This is a genomic window from Bartonella grahamii subsp. shimonis, assembly GCF_036327415.1.
In the GTDB taxonomy this organism is placed as follows: Bacteria; Pseudomonadota; Alphaproteobacteria; order Rhizobiales; family Rhizobiaceae; genus Bartonella; species Bartonella shimonis.
Genome location: NZ_CP123961.1, coordinates 2,172,640 through 2,186,791 on the forward strand (window position 1 = coordinate 2,172,640; position 14,152 = coordinate 2,186,791).

At 47.6% G+C, this 14,152-nt stretch carries 23 protein-coding genes and 2 pseudogenes; 4 read left to right on the plus strand and 21 right to left on the minus strand.

What is annotated here, in order from left to right; all coding sequences use genetic code 11:
• Positions 1–140 precede the first annotated feature (140 nt).
• From QHG57_RS09580 to QHG57_RS09630, 11 genes are all read right to left on the minus strand, one after another.
• Positions 141–326: a hypothetical protein gene (locus QHG57_RS09580; protein ID WP_330169202.1), complete on the minus strand. Its 186-nt coding sequence runs from the start codon at positions 324–326 to the stop codon at positions 141–143.
• A gap of 213 nt (positions 327–539) precedes the next feature.
• Positions 540–1,283, minus strand: coding sequence for a YqaJ viral recombinase family protein (locus QHG57_RS09585; RefSeq protein ID WP_330168104.1), 744 nt, complete (start codon positions 1,281–1,283; stop codon positions 540–542).
• Between the two features lie 467 nt (positions 1,284–1,750).
• Entirely contained in the window at positions 1,751–1,888 is a 138-nt protein-coding gene (locus QHG57_RS09590; protein WP_330168105.1) for a hypothetical protein, read from the minus strand.
• Positions 1,889–2,169: 281 nt separating this feature from the next.
• Complete coding sequence (locus tag QHG57_RS09595; protein ID WP_330169203.1) at positions 2,170–2,292, minus strand: hypothetical protein; 123 nt, start codon at positions 2,290–2,292, stop codon at positions 2,170–2,172.
• 382 nt (positions 2,293–2,674) lie between these two features.
• Positions 2,675–2,806: a hypothetical protein gene (locus QHG57_RS09600; RefSeq protein WP_330169204.1), complete on the minus strand. Its 132-nt coding sequence runs from the start codon at positions 2,804–2,806 to the stop codon at positions 2,675–2,677.
• 8 nt (positions 2,807–2,814) lie between these two features.
• Positions 2,815–2,946, minus strand: a complete 132-nt coding sequence (locus QHG57_RS09605) for a hypothetical protein (protein WP_330169205.1) — start codon at positions 2,944–2,946, stop codon at positions 2,815–2,817.
• Between the two features lie 243 nt (positions 2,947–3,189).
• On the minus strand, positions 3,190–3,324 hold the full coding sequence (locus tag QHG57_RS09610; protein WP_330168106.1) for a hypothetical protein: 135 nt from the start codon (positions 3,322–3,324) through the stop codon (positions 3,190–3,192).
• Between the two features lie 437 nt (positions 3,325–3,761).
• Positions 3,762–3,893, minus strand: coding sequence for a hypothetical protein (locus QHG57_RS09615; protein WP_330169206.1), 132 nt, complete (start codon positions 3,891–3,893; stop codon positions 3,762–3,764).
• 25 nt (positions 3,894–3,918) lie between these two features.
• Entirely contained in the window at positions 3,919–4,107 is a 189-nt protein-coding gene (locus QHG57_RS09620; RefSeq protein ID WP_330168109.1) for a hypothetical protein, read from the minus strand.
• Positions 4,108–4,109: 2 nt separating this feature from the next.
• The gene (locus tag QHG57_RS09625) at positions 4,110–4,499 is read right to left on the minus strand and encodes a hypothetical protein (protein WP_330168110.1); all 390 of its coding nucleotides are present in this window, start codon (positions 4,497–4,499) and stop codon (positions 4,110–4,112) included.
• Positions 4,500–4,812: 313 nt separating this feature from the next.
• Complete coding sequence (locus QHG57_RS09630) at positions 4,813–5,130, minus strand: XRE family transcriptional regulator (protein WP_330168111.1); 318 nt, start codon at positions 5,128–5,130, stop codon at positions 4,813–4,815.
• A gap of 416 nt (positions 5,131–5,546) precedes the next feature.
• Between QHG57_RS09630 and QHG57_RS09635 the strand changes: the two genes are divergently transcribed.
• Complete coding sequence (locus QHG57_RS09635; RefSeq protein WP_330169207.1) at positions 5,547–6,617, plus strand: YdaU family protein; 1,071 nt, start codon at positions 5,547–5,549, stop codon at positions 6,615–6,617.
• Positions 6,618–6,639: 22 nt separating this feature from the next.
• Here the strand turns inward: QHG57_RS09635 and QHG57_RS09640 are convergent, their stop codons facing one another.
• The 4 genes from QHG57_RS09640 to QHG57_RS09655 form a co-directional block, all read right to left on the minus strand.
• Positions 6,640–6,825, minus strand: a complete 186-nt coding sequence (locus QHG57_RS09640; RefSeq protein ID WP_330168113.1) for a hypothetical protein — start codon at positions 6,823–6,825, stop codon at positions 6,640–6,642.
• Between the two features lie 302 nt (positions 6,826–7,127).
• A complete protein-coding gene (locus QHG57_RS09645) occupies positions 7,128–7,328 on the minus strand; it encodes a hypothetical protein (protein ID WP_330169208.1) in 201 nt (66 codons plus the stop codon).
• A 78-nt stretch (positions 7,329–7,406) separates the two neighbouring features.
• A complete protein-coding gene (locus tag QHG57_RS09650; RefSeq protein ID WP_330169209.1) occupies positions 7,407–7,562 on the minus strand; it encodes a hypothetical protein in 156 nt (51 codons plus the stop codon).
• Positions 7,563–7,715: a hypothetical protein gene (locus tag QHG57_RS09655; protein WP_330169607.1), complete on the minus strand. Its 153-nt coding sequence runs from the start codon at positions 7,713–7,715 to the stop codon at positions 7,563–7,565. It lies immediately after the preceding gene.
• On the opposite strand from QHG57_RS09655, the pseudogene QHG57_RS09660 reads away from it, so the two are divergent.
• A pseudogene (locus QHG57_RS09660) lies at positions 7,669–7,967 on the plus strand (YdaU family protein); the annotation flags it as partial. The gene QHG57_RS09655 and the pseudogene QHG57_RS09660 sit on opposite strands and share 47 nt — an antisense overlap.
• Before the next feature lie 22 nt (positions 7,968–7,989).
• On the opposite strand, the gene QHG57_RS09665 reads toward QHG57_RS09660, so the two are convergent.
• The 3 genes from QHG57_RS09665 to QHG57_RS09675 form a co-directional block, all read right to left on the minus strand.
• Positions 7,990–8,238 (minus strand): hypothetical protein, encoded by a 249-nt coding sequence (locus tag QHG57_RS09665; RefSeq protein WP_330169210.1) that lies wholly within the window; start codon positions 8,236–8,238, stop codon positions 7,990–7,992.
• Positions 8,239–8,321: 83 nt separating this feature from the next.
• Complete coding sequence (locus tag QHG57_RS09670; RefSeq protein ID WP_330169211.1) at positions 8,322–8,681, minus strand: hypothetical protein; 360 nt, start codon at positions 8,679–8,681, stop codon at positions 8,322–8,324.
• A gap of 15 nt (positions 8,682–8,696) precedes the next feature.
• Positions 8,697–8,849, minus strand: coding sequence for a hypothetical protein (locus QHG57_RS09675; RefSeq protein WP_330169608.1), 153 nt, complete (start codon positions 8,847–8,849; stop codon positions 8,697–8,699).
• Between QHG57_RS09675 and QHG57_RS09815 the strand changes: the two are divergent.
• A pseudogene (locus QHG57_RS09815) lies at positions 8,803–8,968 on the plus strand (YdaU family protein); the annotation flags it as partial. The gene QHG57_RS09675 and the pseudogene QHG57_RS09815 overlap by 47 nt on opposite strands.
• Before the next feature lie 150 nt (positions 8,969–9,118).
• Complete coding sequence (locus QHG57_RS09685; RefSeq protein WP_330169212.1) at positions 9,119–12,556, plus strand: toprim domain-containing protein; 3,438 nt, start codon at positions 9,119–9,121, stop codon at positions 12,554–12,556.
• On the opposite strand, the gene QHG57_RS09690 is transcribed toward QHG57_RS09685, so the two are convergent.
• From QHG57_RS09690 to QHG57_RS09700, 3 genes are all read right to left on the minus strand, one after another.
• Positions 12,553–13,107, minus strand: a complete 555-nt coding sequence (locus QHG57_RS09690; protein ID WP_330169213.1) for a hypothetical protein — start codon at positions 13,105–13,107, stop codon at positions 12,553–12,555. The two genes, QHG57_RS09685 and QHG57_RS09690, sit on opposite strands and share 4 nt — an antisense overlap.
• 180 nt (positions 13,108–13,287) lie before the next feature.
• Positions 13,288–13,485, minus strand: a complete 198-nt coding sequence (locus QHG57_RS09695; protein ID WP_330169214.1) for a hypothetical protein — start codon at positions 13,483–13,485, stop codon at positions 13,288–13,290.
• A 201-nt stretch (positions 13,486–13,686) separates the two neighbouring features.
• Positions 13,687–14,088 (minus strand): hypothetical protein, encoded by a 402-nt coding sequence (locus QHG57_RS09700; protein WP_330169215.1) that lies wholly within the window; start codon positions 14,086–14,088, stop codon positions 13,687–13,689.
• Positions 14,089–14,152 lie beyond the last annotated feature (64 nt).

The following is a 14,152-nucleotide window of genomic DNA, read 5'->3' on the forward strand; positions in this document are numbered from 1 at the left end:
CCTCATCCATAGGCTCTTCCCCCCTCCTTATCTCATATCGGCTAAAATGCCCACCCACGCAATACAAAAGCTCCCAAAACCCGCCCCCCAATAGGTCTAAACAAGCTTTAACGCTCTCACTTCCCCAACCCCCCATTTCCTCAATCCCCCCCTAACCCAGCTGAGCGACACCTTTCCCCAACACACCCCCCACAATTTCTCCTATATAAGGCTCTTTTCTTCATGTCCCCATACCGACGAAAACTCCCCCAAGCTCCCCCCTCCCAAAAAACGAAAGCATAACGCACATCACTATCACCGCCATAAAAAAGCACCTGCCCTTTCATAAGTCCCCCCCCAATACTCAACATAAAAGCTCTCAAAACCCGCCCCCCAATAGGTCTAAACAAGCTTTAACGCTCTCACTTCCCTCTTTACATTTTCCTCCATTTCCCTGCATGTTTTCACTTATCACGCCAAGCTCCCTCCTTGCATGCCCCGAAAACACCCCCTCTTGCTTTTCCCCCTTGAACTTACCTTTTTATAGAACTTGCCCCGCATCAACGCTGTACAGATCCCTTTCTTCCCCGCCTCATTCTTGTTTTTCCCACCAGCAAACGCTTTGCATTCGCTCCCCGTTCTCTGTTTTTCCTCTCCTTCAAAACAATCTCTGTCCTTATACTAAAGCCTGTCTCAATACGCTTAATTTGCTGGACCATCTTCTCCAAAGCCTCATTAAAACGGCTAATTTCATTTTCAAGCTTGCAAATATACGCTTCATCACGATAAGCACGTTTAATCAAAGGTGGCATATCAGGCCAATAGAGCATTAAATCCACCCATTCGCGTTGAGAAATCCATAATCCTCCTTGACATTGTGCTTTATGTTCTGCCGGAAAACTCTTTTGCATGAAATGAGGAATTAAAATTTCAGGTTTTTTTGTTTTAATTTCTAATAAGCCATTTTTTCCCACAAAAGCATCAGGAGAAAATCCTTGTCTGCGGTCATCTGCCAAAACAAAGCCAATACACTCAGGTTCTGTATGTGTAAGTTTTCCATAAAGCTGTCGTGCGGTTGGTTCTAATTCTGTCCCGCGTCGCTGAGAAAGCGTTGTTCCTTCCTCAACGGTTTTTCCCGTAATTCTTTCTCCCGCCAATTTCATCATCACACTATGATATCGTGACGTTTTTTGCCCCTGTTTTTTTTGTGCCATAACCATCTCAAACAAAGAAGCCGTAATCAAACCATTACGCACTTTCTGCCATTCTTCCGTTCCCTGAATACAATCGATAATGATTGGCATAGTCTTCCTCCCCTTCATCTTTAAAGTGTTTTTTGCAATATATCTTCTTTGAAACATTCACATTTTTTAAGCTGTGTCCCTCACACGGATTAAAGACGACAGTATCCTTAAATGCATTCTTAAATATTGTGCCATTAGAAAACACAAAAACTGCTGATCTCCTCCCCCCCCCCCCCACACACAACATATCCCTGCAAATTTCTCGCTGCCCCTATCTCATATCGGCTAAAATCCCCCACGCTCCCCCCCCCCAATACAAAAGCTCCAAAAACCCGCCCCCAATAGGTCTAAACAAGCTTTAACGCTCTCACTTCCCTCTTTACATTTTCCTCCATTTCCCAGCATGTTTTCGTGTCACGCCAAGCTCTCTACTTACATGCCCTGAAAACACCCCCCTTTGTTTTTCCCCCTTATAGAACTTGCCCCGCATCAACGCTGTACAGATCCCTTTCTTCCCCGCCTCATTTTCATTTTTCAGCATGTTTTCGTGTCACTCCAAATCCACTGATAGTTACCTTCCCCTCCATTTCCTCAATCCCCCCCACAATGAACCCAGCCAACCGACACCTTTTCCCCTGGCAAAGCGCCCACAATTCCTCATCCATAGGCTTCCCCCCCCCATCTCATATCGGCTAAATGCCCCCCACGCTCCCCCACGCAATACAAAAGCTCCCAAAACCCGCCCCCCAATAGGTCTAAACAAGCTTTAACGCTCTCACTTCCCTCTTTACATTTTCCTCCATTTCCCTGCATGTTTTCACTTAATCACGCCAAGCTCCCGCATGCCCTGAAAACACCCCTTTGCTTTCCCCCCTTTGCTCTTTCCCCCTTATAGAACTTGCCCCGCATCAACGCTGTACAGATCCCTTTCTTCCCCGCCTCATTTTCATTTTTCAGCATGTTTTCGTGTCACTCCAAGCCCACTGATAGTTACTTCCCCCATTTCCTCAATCCCCCCCACACACAATGAACCTAGCAGAGCGAGACCTTTCCCCAACACACCCCCCACAATTTCTCCTATATAAGGCTCTTTTCTTCATGTCCCCCTGTCCCCATACCGACGAAAACTCCCCCAAGCTCCCCCCTCCCCAGAAACGAAAGCATAACGCACATCATTATCACCGCCATAAAAAAGCACCTGCCCTTTCATAAGTACCCCCCCACGCAATACAAAAGCTCCCAAAACCCGCCCCCCAATAGGTCTAAACAAGCTTTAACGCTCTCACTTCCCTCTTTACATTTTCCTCCATTTCCCTGCATGTTTTCACTTATCACGCCAAGCTCCCTCCTTGCATGCCCCGAAAACATCCCTCTTGCTTTTCCCCCTTGAACTTACCTTTTTATAGAACTTGCCCCGCATCAACGCTGTACAGATCCCTTTCTTCCCCGCCTCATTCTTGTTTTTCAGCATGTTTTCGTGTCACTCCAAGCCCACTGATAGTTACTTCCCCCATTTCCTCAATCCCCCCCCCCACACAATGAACCCAGCAGAGCGACACCTTTTCCCCTGGCAAAGCGCCCACAATTTCTCCTATATAAGGCTCTTTTCTTCATGTCCCCCTGTCCCCATACCGACTAAAACTCCCCCAAGCTCCCCCTCCCAAAAAACGAAAGCATAACGCACATCATTATCACCGCCATAAAAAAGCACCTGCCCTTTCATAAGTACCCCCACGCAATACAAAAGCTCCCAAAACCCGCCCCCCCAATAGGTCTAAACAAGCTTTAACGCTCTCACTTCCCTCTTTACATTTTCCTCCATTTCCCTGCATGTTTTCACTTAATCACGCCAAGCTCCCGCATGCCCTGAAAACACCCCTTTGCTTTCCCCCCTTTGCTCTTTCCCCCTTATAGAACTTGCCCCGCATCAACGCTGTACTGATCCCTTTCTCCCCCCGCCTCATTTTCATTTTTCAGCATGTTTTCGTGTCACTCCAAATCCACTGATAGTTACCTTCCCCTCCATTTCATCAATCCCCCCATACAATGAACCCAGCCAACCAACACCTTTTCCCCTGGCAAAGCGCCCACAATTCCTCATCCATAGGCTCTTCCCCCCCCTATCTCATATCGGCTAAAATCCCCCACGCTCCCCCCACGCAATACAAAAGCTCCCAAAACCCGCCCCCCAATAGGTCTAAACAAGCTTTAACGCTCTCACTTCCCTCTTTACATTTTCCTCCATTTCCCTGCATGTTTTCACTTATCACGCCAAGCTCCCTCCTTGCATGCCCCGAAAACACCCCCTCTTGCTTTTCCCCCTTTGTTTTCCTCTTTATAGAACTTGTTTATAGAACTTGCCCCGCATCAACGCTGTACTGATCCCTTTCTCCCACGCCTCATTTTCATTTCCCAGCATGTTTTCGTGTCACTCCAAATCCACTGATAGTTACCTTCCCCTCCATTTCCTCAATCCCCCCCCCCACAATGAACCCAGCCAACCGACACCTTTCCCCAACACGCCCCCCACAATTTCTCCTATATAAGGCTCTTTTCTTCATGCCCCCCTGTCCCCATACCGACGAAAACTCCCCCACGCTCCCCCTCCCCAAAAACGAAAGCATAACGCACACCACTATCACCGCCATAAAAAAGCACCTGCCCTTTCATAAGTACCCCCCCCTTTTCAATCCTGCTATTGCACGACGAAAAAATCATGGCAGCAATAATCTTCCTCCAATTTTTTTGCCATAGACTGAGCTACCTCTTGCGATATGAAAAGAATAGCCTTGTGTTTTTGTGGTTCGAGTCTGATTAAATTTCGCATATTTCCAGCATAATAAAGTGGAATCCCTCGATAAAATGTCTTGAGATAACTTGGCATGTTTACCACCAATAATCTGTCAAAACATCACATGGGCGTAAACGATGCTGTTTTTCATAAGAGCCATAGAGATTATCTTCATAATCACAAGCCGCTCTTTCATTTAAACAAGCATGATAAGCCTCACTATTCAAAACGAATGGCTGCAATGGCGTATTTTCTTCATTCATTTCATGATTATCGACATAAAAATCAGCGATTTGTTCCGTAACATCCTCAGCATGAGATGTCGTAAGATCGAGTCGTAAAACTTTATAAACAGTTTCAGATTCTTCAATCAGTTCGAGCACTTCTTCAATTTCGTCGATTGGTCCTTCATAGGTATCAGGTTTTTCGTCTTCGCACAGAATGATAATGATTTCATCCTCTTTAACGAATGGAATATTTTTCATGATTTCCCCCCTTTAGATAGTTGATAAAGCATAGCTTTGTCTTGACAAGGCTAAATATAGCGTTAGTCTTATATCCTCTATAGGAGAGATGTCAACCATTTTATCCTTCATAAAAGATATATTTTAAATCTTTGCGGGGCTCAAATGACATATGTAAATAAAAATTTATTGTTCTTTATTCCCCTCATGTCCCTTTGTTGTTCTCTATTTGTTCTTACTCGATTGCAATTATAAACACACAGGAGAGATAAAATGAGTGATATAATATTAATAGAATACTGGAGTCGTCTTGATTCAAAAGCACGGAAGGAACTTATTTTGAAGCTTCGCCAACGGGTCGCCGCAAAAGAGTCAAAATTGCCTGTCTCTCTTGCGGAGAGAGCTTTGAAATAAGCTCTATAAATTCTTTATCTTCAGGGCTAGCCCCCTTACCGTAAAGAATATAATTCATACTGATATTAATTTCGTGACAAATTCGCGAGAGAGATTCGATTGTTGGTTCTTTTCCTTCAGAAAGAATAGAATGAAGGTACCCCGCTCCTTTACCGGCAGCGAGGGAAACAGATCTTTTTGACCGCCCACTTTTTTCCAAAGCAATCCTTAATCTTTGACGCCAACCATCGATATTCATAATTTCACCATATAGCGCGTCTTTTAAAAAAAACACGTCCTTTTTTATAAAACGGGCTTGCATTATCCTCTAAAAAGGATAAAATTAAGGAAACAAATTTTACTTTTTAGGGGGGGAATTTTTTCATTTTGGATCATAAAAACACTTTCACCACCCCACAGAATATAAAAGACCGCCTCCAAAAGCTGCTGCCACAAAGCAAATACCGTGAGAATGTGTCGTACTCTTTATTTTTTCCATCACCGCAATCTTAAATCGTAAGTTTGCATGCGCTTCAAGCACACCCAATCATTTATAAGCATCATCAAGAAGCCTCTCGTCATCATCAAACAGAGCCAACGCAACACAAGCTAAATTCCTATTTGCGCTTTTATCATCAATGAAAATGTATAAAAAAGAAGAAAGTAGATTGCAGTATGAAACACGCTAATCAACAAGAAACTCCTCATTATGAATCGTCTAGGCTTCCATATGTTTGTTGGTATCAAAATGACTTTCTAGGAGGCGTTCGTGGGATGCGCGCACACGAAATTGGAATCTATACGATTCTCCTCAATGAAATGTATGCACGCGGTAGACCTTTAGAAATATCGGAAGAACGTTTAGCGCGTCTTTGCGGTTGTGACAAGCGAACTTTTGTTAATGTTTTAGAAATGCTCATCCAAGAGGGAAAGATTTTAAATTTAGCCAATGGATTATGGAACAAGCGTTGCGAAAATGTTTTTCAAGAGCGTGAAAAATTGCTTGAACAAAAATCCTTTGCGGGTCGTTCTTCGGCAAAAAAGCGCAAGAAAATCAATGCTGAGATTCAACAACTGCTTAACGAAAGTACAAAAGATGCTGTACAAAGCTCAGAAGCTCAAAAGACAGAAGAAAATGAAACACCTTACGGTGTTTTAGAAAAGAAAATTTTGTCTGATGAGACAGAACCTTGTTTTTCCTGCAAAGAAAGCTTTGAACAAAGCGATCACCCGTCTTTCTCCTTAGCTCTTGATTCTGCTTTCCCTTCCTCTCCACAAGAAGAAACGGAGCAAAAAAACGCCTCCCCCTCAAATGCTCCCCAAGCTGATTTTACTCCCGCCCCTATTGCGCAAATTGTCACGGGGGAAAAAACAAAATCCGCCACCACACTCCCACCCAGCCTCTCTGTATCCATCCCACCTTCTTCCAACAAAAAGACCACTGTCTCAATGATTGCCAAAGGGCACCGTCTTCCTGAAGCTTGGCAAGCAGACATCAACGCAGCCGTTTCAGAAGGTTTGAGTGAAAGCCAAGCCCATTGGCAAGCCAAGAAGTTTCGCGACTATTGGCAAGCCAAGAGTGGCAAAGAGGCCCTCAAAGTAGATTGGCAAGCCACATGGCGCAACTGGTTTCGCCGTGAGATTGAACGGCTAGAACAGCAAAAACAGGGGAGCTCTTCACCACGCCCCTCTGAGAACAACGACACGCTTTACCGCAGTTTGATCAACTATAGCGATAATTTTTGACATCACACGAACAACGTATTTTTCAAGCACACGCGGGGACAAAAAATGTTTCAAAACCACCACAGAAACAACACTGAAATAAGCCATTCACACAGCAAAACGGATCACCATCACCCAACACTGCCCTCATCACAAAAGCACTCGCCCTACACGCCTCATCTCTTGCACGCAAAGGAACACAAACGCTCTCCAGCCCCGCTGTATCCATCCACCTTTTTCCACCCCCATTGCCTCAGTGATTACCCAAGGACACCGTTTTTCATGCCCTTTGCAAGTAGTTCTCAATGCAGCCGTTTCAGAAACTTACAGCAAAGATCATACCCTTCAAACAACGCTCTCCAGCCTTTCAGCATCCCCCTTCCTCTTTCTCGAGCATATCCCTCCCCTCCAATACCGCCCTTGCCAAAAGAGGAGCACCGCTTTCCTGAAGCTTGGCAAGCAGACATCCAACGCAGCAGTTTCAAAAACCTCAATGAAAAGCAAACTCTTTGGCAACACACACCCCCGCATTCATGCACCCCAACAGGCTCCCAGCATGCACAAAACCTCAGGCATATCCACCCCGCTCTTCTTACCCTCCTTTTTCTCGAGCATATCCCTCCCTCCAATACCGCCCTTGCCAAAAGAGGGGCACCGCCTTCCTGAAGCTTGGCAAGCAGACATCAACGCAGCCGTTTCAAAAACCTCAATGAAAAGCAAACTCTTTGGCAACACACCCCCCCCCGCATTCATGCACCCCAACAGGCTCCCAGCATGCACAAAACCTCAGGCATATCCACCCTGCTCTTCTTACCCTCCTTTTTCTCGAGCATATCCCTCCCCTCCAATATCGCCCTTGCCAAAAGAGGAGCACCGCTTTCCTGAACATTGGCAAGCAGACATCAACGCAGCCGTTTCAAAAACCTCAATGAAAAGCAAACTCTTTGGCAACACACACCCCCGCATTCATGCACCCCAACAGGCTCCCAGCATGCACAAAACCTCAGGCATATCCACCCCGCTCTTCTTACCCTCCTTTTTCTCGAGCATATCCCTCCCTCCAATACCGCCCTTGCCAAAAGAGGGGCACCGCTTTCCTGAACATTGGCAAGCAGACATCCAACGCAGCCGTTTCAGAAGGTTTGAGTGAAAGCCAAGCCCATTTGGCAAGCCAAGAAGTTTCGCGACTATTGGCAAGCCAAGAGTGGCAAAGAGGCCCTCAAAGTAGATTGGCAAGCCACATGGCGCAACTGGTTTCGCCGTGAGATTGAACGGCTAGAACAGCAAAAACAGGGGAGCTCTTCACCACGCCCCTCTGAGAACAACGACACGCTTTACCGCAGTCTGATCAACTATAGTGATAATTTTTGACATCACACGAACAACGTATTTTTCAAGCACACGCGGGGACAAAAAATGTTTCAAAACCACCACCACAACAACAGAAACAACACTGAAATAAGCCATTCACACAGCAAAACGGATCACCATCACCCAACACTGCCCTCATCACAAAAGCACTCGCCCTACACGCCTCATCTCTTGCACGCAAAGGAACACAAACGCTCTCCAGCCCCTCTGTATCCATCCACCTTTTCCACCCCCATTGCCTCAGTGATTGCCCAAGGACACCGTTTTTCATGCCCTTTGCAAGTAGTTCTCAATGCAGCCGTTTCAGAAACTTTCAGCAAAGATCATACCCTTCAAACAACGCTCTCCAGCCTTTCAGCATCCCCCCTCCTCTTTCTCGAGCATATCCCTCCTTCCAATACCACCCTTGCCAAAAGAGGGGCACCGCCTTCCTGAAGCTTGGCAAGCAGACATCAACGCAGCCGTTTCAAAAACCTCAATGAAAAGCAAACTCTTTGGCAACACACATCCCAACACACGCACCCAACAGGCTCCCAGCATGCACAAAACCTCAGGCATATCCACCCCGCTCTTCTTACCCCCCTCTTTCTCGAGCATATCCCTCCTTCCAATACCGCCCTTACCAAAAGAGGAGCACCGCTTTCCTGAACATTGGCAAGCAGACATCAACGCAGCCGTTTCAAAAACCTCAATGAAAAGCAAACTCTTTGGCAACACACCCCCCCGCACTCATGCACACCAACAGGCTCCCAGCATGCACAAAACCTCAGGCATATCCACCCCGCTCTTCTTACCCTCCTCTTTCTCGAGCATATCCCTCCTTCCAATACCGCCCTTGCCAAAAGAGGGGCACCGCCTTCCTGAAGCTTGGCAAGCAGACATCAACGCAGCCGTTTCAGAAGGTTTGAGTGAGAGCCAAGCCCATTTGGCAAGCCAAGAAGTTTAGCGACTATTGGCAAGCCAAGAGTGGCAAAGAAGCCCTCAAAGTAGACTGGCAAGCCATATCGCCCCCCCCAATGCTCCATAGCCCCATAAGCCCCCCCAATAGCCCTATAGCACCACGGAATTTCACTATCAGATCGAACGGCTAGAACAGCAAAAATAGAGCCCTCCACATCTGGAGAAAAACAGCAGTAATATAACGAATGACCATGAGCACAATTTTTGAAATCAAACAAAAACTTATCTTACAAGCAGATAGAATAGCAGAAATGCTTCTTCCTCAAGGGCACAAACGAGGCAACAATTGGATTGTAGGCAACACACGTGGAGAGGCTGGTCAAAGTTTATCAATTTGCTTGAGTGGTAGTAAAGCAGGCCTTTGGTATGATTTTGCCGAAGGCACGGGAGGAGATCTTTTAGACCTTTGGTGTGAAGTCAAAGGCATTAGCCTCTCTCAAGCATTAGAAGAAGCACGCGCGGCTCTCAATCTGACACGCCCCAAACCCTTTATGGTCCCTCGTCGTTCCTATCGCCGTCCACCAGTTCCTAAAGGACAGACCCCGCAAAATCTCGTAAAAAACTATCTCCACAAAGAACGCCACATTCCTCTAGAGGTTATAAAGCGTTACCGCATAGGAGAAGATGGTGAAAAAATTATTTTCCCCTTTTATAAACCCGACGGCACCCTTGCTTTAGTCAAAGAACGGCTCGCGCAAGCAGGAGCAAAAACCAAACCAACAGCCTCCCAATGTGAACCGATTTTGTTTGGTTGGCAAGCCCTTTACCCCACCCAACATGCCGCCACACACACGCCCCAGCAGGCATCCCAACACACCGCCTCAACAAACCCCACCGCCACACACACGCCCCAGCAGGCATCCCAACACACCGCCTCAACTAATCTCGCCTCCACGCACACGCCCCAGCAGGCATCTCAAAACACCGCCTCAACCAACCCCGCCTCCACACACACACACCAGCAGGTCTCCCAACACACCACCTCAACCAACCCCACCTCCACACACACACACCAGCAGGCATCCCAAAACACCGCCTCAACAAACCACGCCTCCACGCACACGCCCCAGCAGGCATCTCAAAACACCACCTCAACAAACCACGCCTCCACACACACGCCCCAGCAGGCATCTCAAAACGCCGCCTCAACCAACCCCACCACCACGCACACACACCAGCAGGCATCCCAAAACACCGCCTCAACAAACCACGCCTCCACGCACACGCCCCAGCAGGCATCTCAAAACACCGCCTCAACAAACCACGCCTCCACGCACACGCCCCAGCAGGCATCTCAAAACACCACCTCAACAAACCCCACCACCACGCACACGCCCCAGCAGGCATCCCAAAACACCACCTCAACAAACCACACCGCCACGCACACGCCCCAGCAGGCATCTCAAAACGCCGCCTCAACAAACCCCACCGCCACGCACACACACCAGCAGGCATTTCAACACACCGCCTCAACCAACCCCACCTCCACACACATACCCCAACAGGCATCTCAACACACCGCCTCAACCAACCCCACCGCCACGCACACACACCAGCAGGTCTCCCAACACACCACCTCAACAAACCACACCGCCACACACACGCCCCAGCAGGCATCCCAACACACCACCTCAACCAACCCCACCTCCACACACATACCCCAACAGGCATCTCAAAACACCACCTCAACAAACCCCACCACCACGCACACGCCCCAGCAGGCATCCCAAAACACCACCTCAACAAACCACACCGCCACGCACACGCCCCAGCAGGCATCTCAAAACGCCGCCTCAACCAACCCCACCACCACGCACACACACCAGCAGGCATCCCAAAACACCGCCTCAACAAACCACGCCTCCACACACACACACCAGCAGGCATCCCAAAACGCCCCCTCAACAAACCCCACCGCCACGCACACGCCCCAGCAGGCATCCCAAAACACCGCCTCAACAAATCACGCCTCCACGCACACACACCAGCAGGCATCTCAAAACGCCGCCTCAACCAACCCCACCGCCACACACACGCCCCAGCAGGCATCTCAAAACACCGCCTCAACAAACCCCACCGCCACGCACACACACCAGCAGGCATTTCAAAACACCGCCTCAACAAACCCCACCGCCACGCACACACACCAGCAGGTCTCCCAACACACCACCTCAACAAACCACACCGCCACACACACGCCCCAGCAGGCATCCCAACACACCACCTCAACAAACCACACCGCCACACACACGCCCCAGCAGGCATCCCAACACACCACCTCAACAAACCACACCGCCACACACACGCCCCAGCAGGCATCCCAACACACCACCTCAACCAACCCCACCTCCACACACATACCCCAACAGGCATCCCAGCATGTGTCCTTAATGGAGTGCGCGCCATTCCCCATGTTTTCTTCAACAAATCGTACAATTGTTATCACTGAAGGAGAAATTGATGCGCTATCCTTAGCCGCCTATGGATATCCGGCAGTTTCTGTTCCCTTTGGAGGAGGCAGTGGAGGCAAACACAACTGGATTGAAAATGAATTTGATCATTTAGAATCTTTTGAAACGATTTTTTTAGCCACCGATATGGACCAGCCCGGAGAAGAAGCAGCCCGTGAAATTGCCAGCAGGCTTGGACGCCACCGTTGCTACCGTGTACGTTTACCCCGTAAAGATGCCAATGACTGTTTAACCGCAGGGATTGATAGAGCCACCATAAAAGCCGCCTTTTCCTCAGCACAAAGCTTTGCACCAGAAGGTTTACGGCGCGCCTCAGACTATAAAGATAAAGTGATTGGGCTTTTTTGGCCAGAGCCTGAAAAACATCTTGGTTATACGGTTCCCTATCCTAAACTGAAGGACAAATTACATTTCCGCCCAGCAGAATTAACGCTTTGGAGCGGAGCCAGTGGCGCAGGCAAAAGCCAATTGTTATCAGACTGTATTCCCCATTGGATTGCGCAAAACAGTCGCCTTTGCTTAGCATCTCTAGAAATGAAAGGAGAACAATCGCTCCGGCGTTTAACCAAACAAACAGGCGGCTTAGAAAAACCTACAAAAGAGACGATTGAACGGATTCTTCATTTTTTAGACGATGGGCTTATTCTTTATGAACATGTTGGCAAATCAAACGTTGATACCTTACTTGATGTGTTTGACTATTGCCGCGCGCGCTATGGCTGCGATCAATTTATCATCGACAGTTTGATGCGGCTTGGCATTGCCTCAGATGATTATGCAAAACAAGAACAAGCGGTTTATAAAATGGTTGATTGGGCTGTTTTAAACAATGTACATATTCACCTTGTAGCCCATGCCCGCAAAGGCGGTCTGGATAAAGATATCCCCAGCACAGAAGACATTAAAGGCGCCTCAGAGATTGGTGCCAATGCCTTTAACATCATCACCATTTGGCGCAATCGACCGTTAGAAGATAAAATCTTTGCCGCCTCGCTAGCACAAGAAAAAGCAGATTTAGCCAAACGCCCCGGTGTGATTATGAATATAGCCAAACAACGTTCTGGTGATTTTGAAGGCAAAGTAGGTCTTTGGTTTGATCCCCAAACCTACCGCTATCGCTGTTCTTTTGAACAATCATTCCCTCGACGTTATCTTTAATGCTCCATAAACCCCACTCTCTTAAAAAACGTCTCCGCCTTCACACGCGCACGCCTTGCTCCCACATAAACGACAGGAAGGATAAATCCACAAATGATAAAAAACACCCAATCCTTCGACAACCAAAGCCAGCCCAACCCCATATGCTCTGCTCCCAAACGCAAACAAAAAAAGATCGCTCCAACAACAGCGCAAAACACCAACCCCTTCAATAGCCACAAACAACGCGTTACCACCCCATCTTGCCGCCGCCTCATATGCAAAATCAAGAACCACTCCAACAGTGCAGCAAAAACAATCCCTATCAAGGACAAGAGTCCCCACGGTATGTCCATACTCTCCATTCCCTCAAGAGCCAAAAAAAGGACGACTCCTAAAATGCAGTAAAACAGCACTTCCTTCAAAAAGAGGGAAATACCAAAAATACAATAAAACGCCACCCGCCACCAAGGAATATCGAAGCGATTGGAAAGCCTATAAGTACAAATAACGACAACAATAAAAAGGTAGGAAAACACCAACAACAGCAAAAAAAACAAATCGTTCGACATCAAATACCCCTCACAGCAAGCACATTAAAGATCATACCCATAAGGCAAAAAACACTACCTACCTCAAGAACCAAGCCCATAGAACACGCGCAGACCTTACCCCCTGATAAATCAAAGGAGAAAGAAATCCGATAATGCAGGGAAACACCCTCTCATTCGAGAACCAAAGCCAGCTCAACCCTAGTTTCTCTGCTCCCAGACGGGTAAAAAAAAGGATCGCTCTAAGCCAATGGCGCAAAACACCAACCCCTTCAATAGCCACAAACAACGCGTTACCACCCCATCTTGCCACCCCCCCATATGCAAAATCAAAAACCACTCCAACAGGGCAGCAAAAACAATCCCTATCAAGGACAAAAGCCCCCACGGTATGTCCATACTCTCCATCCCCTAAAAGAGCCCAAAAAAAGGACGACTCCTAAAATGCCGTAAAACAGCACTTCCTTCAATAAAGCAGCACTTCCTTCAAAAAGAGGGAAATACACAATAAAACGCCACCCGCCACCATGGAATATCGAAGCGCTTGAAAAGCCTATAAGTACAAATAACAACAACAATAAAAAGGCAAGAAAACACTACCTACCTCAAGAACCAAGCCCATAGAACACGCGCAGACCTTACCCCCTGATAAATCAAAGGAGAAAGAAATCCAATAATGCAGGGAAACACCCTCTCATTCGAGAACCAAAGCCAGCTCAACCCTAGATTCTCTGCTCCCAGACGGGTAAAAAAAAGGATTAGTGCCAAAATGCAGCAAAACAGCACAAAATTCAAAGCACGCAACAACCTCTGTAAAACCGTATCACCTTGCTCGCGTATAAAGAACCCCAAGAGCACTTTCAACAATACAGACAAGAGCAATCCCTTTAAGAATACCGCCCTTATGCTATCCATATCTCTGACGCCCACAGCAGCAAGCCACAGGATAAAGCCCACCATGCAACAAAACATGACCGCCTTTAAGAACACTTGCCCCGCCACAGGCATACTCTTGACACCCAGATGCACCAAACCCCAATGCACCAAACCAAAGACAGTTGCAAAA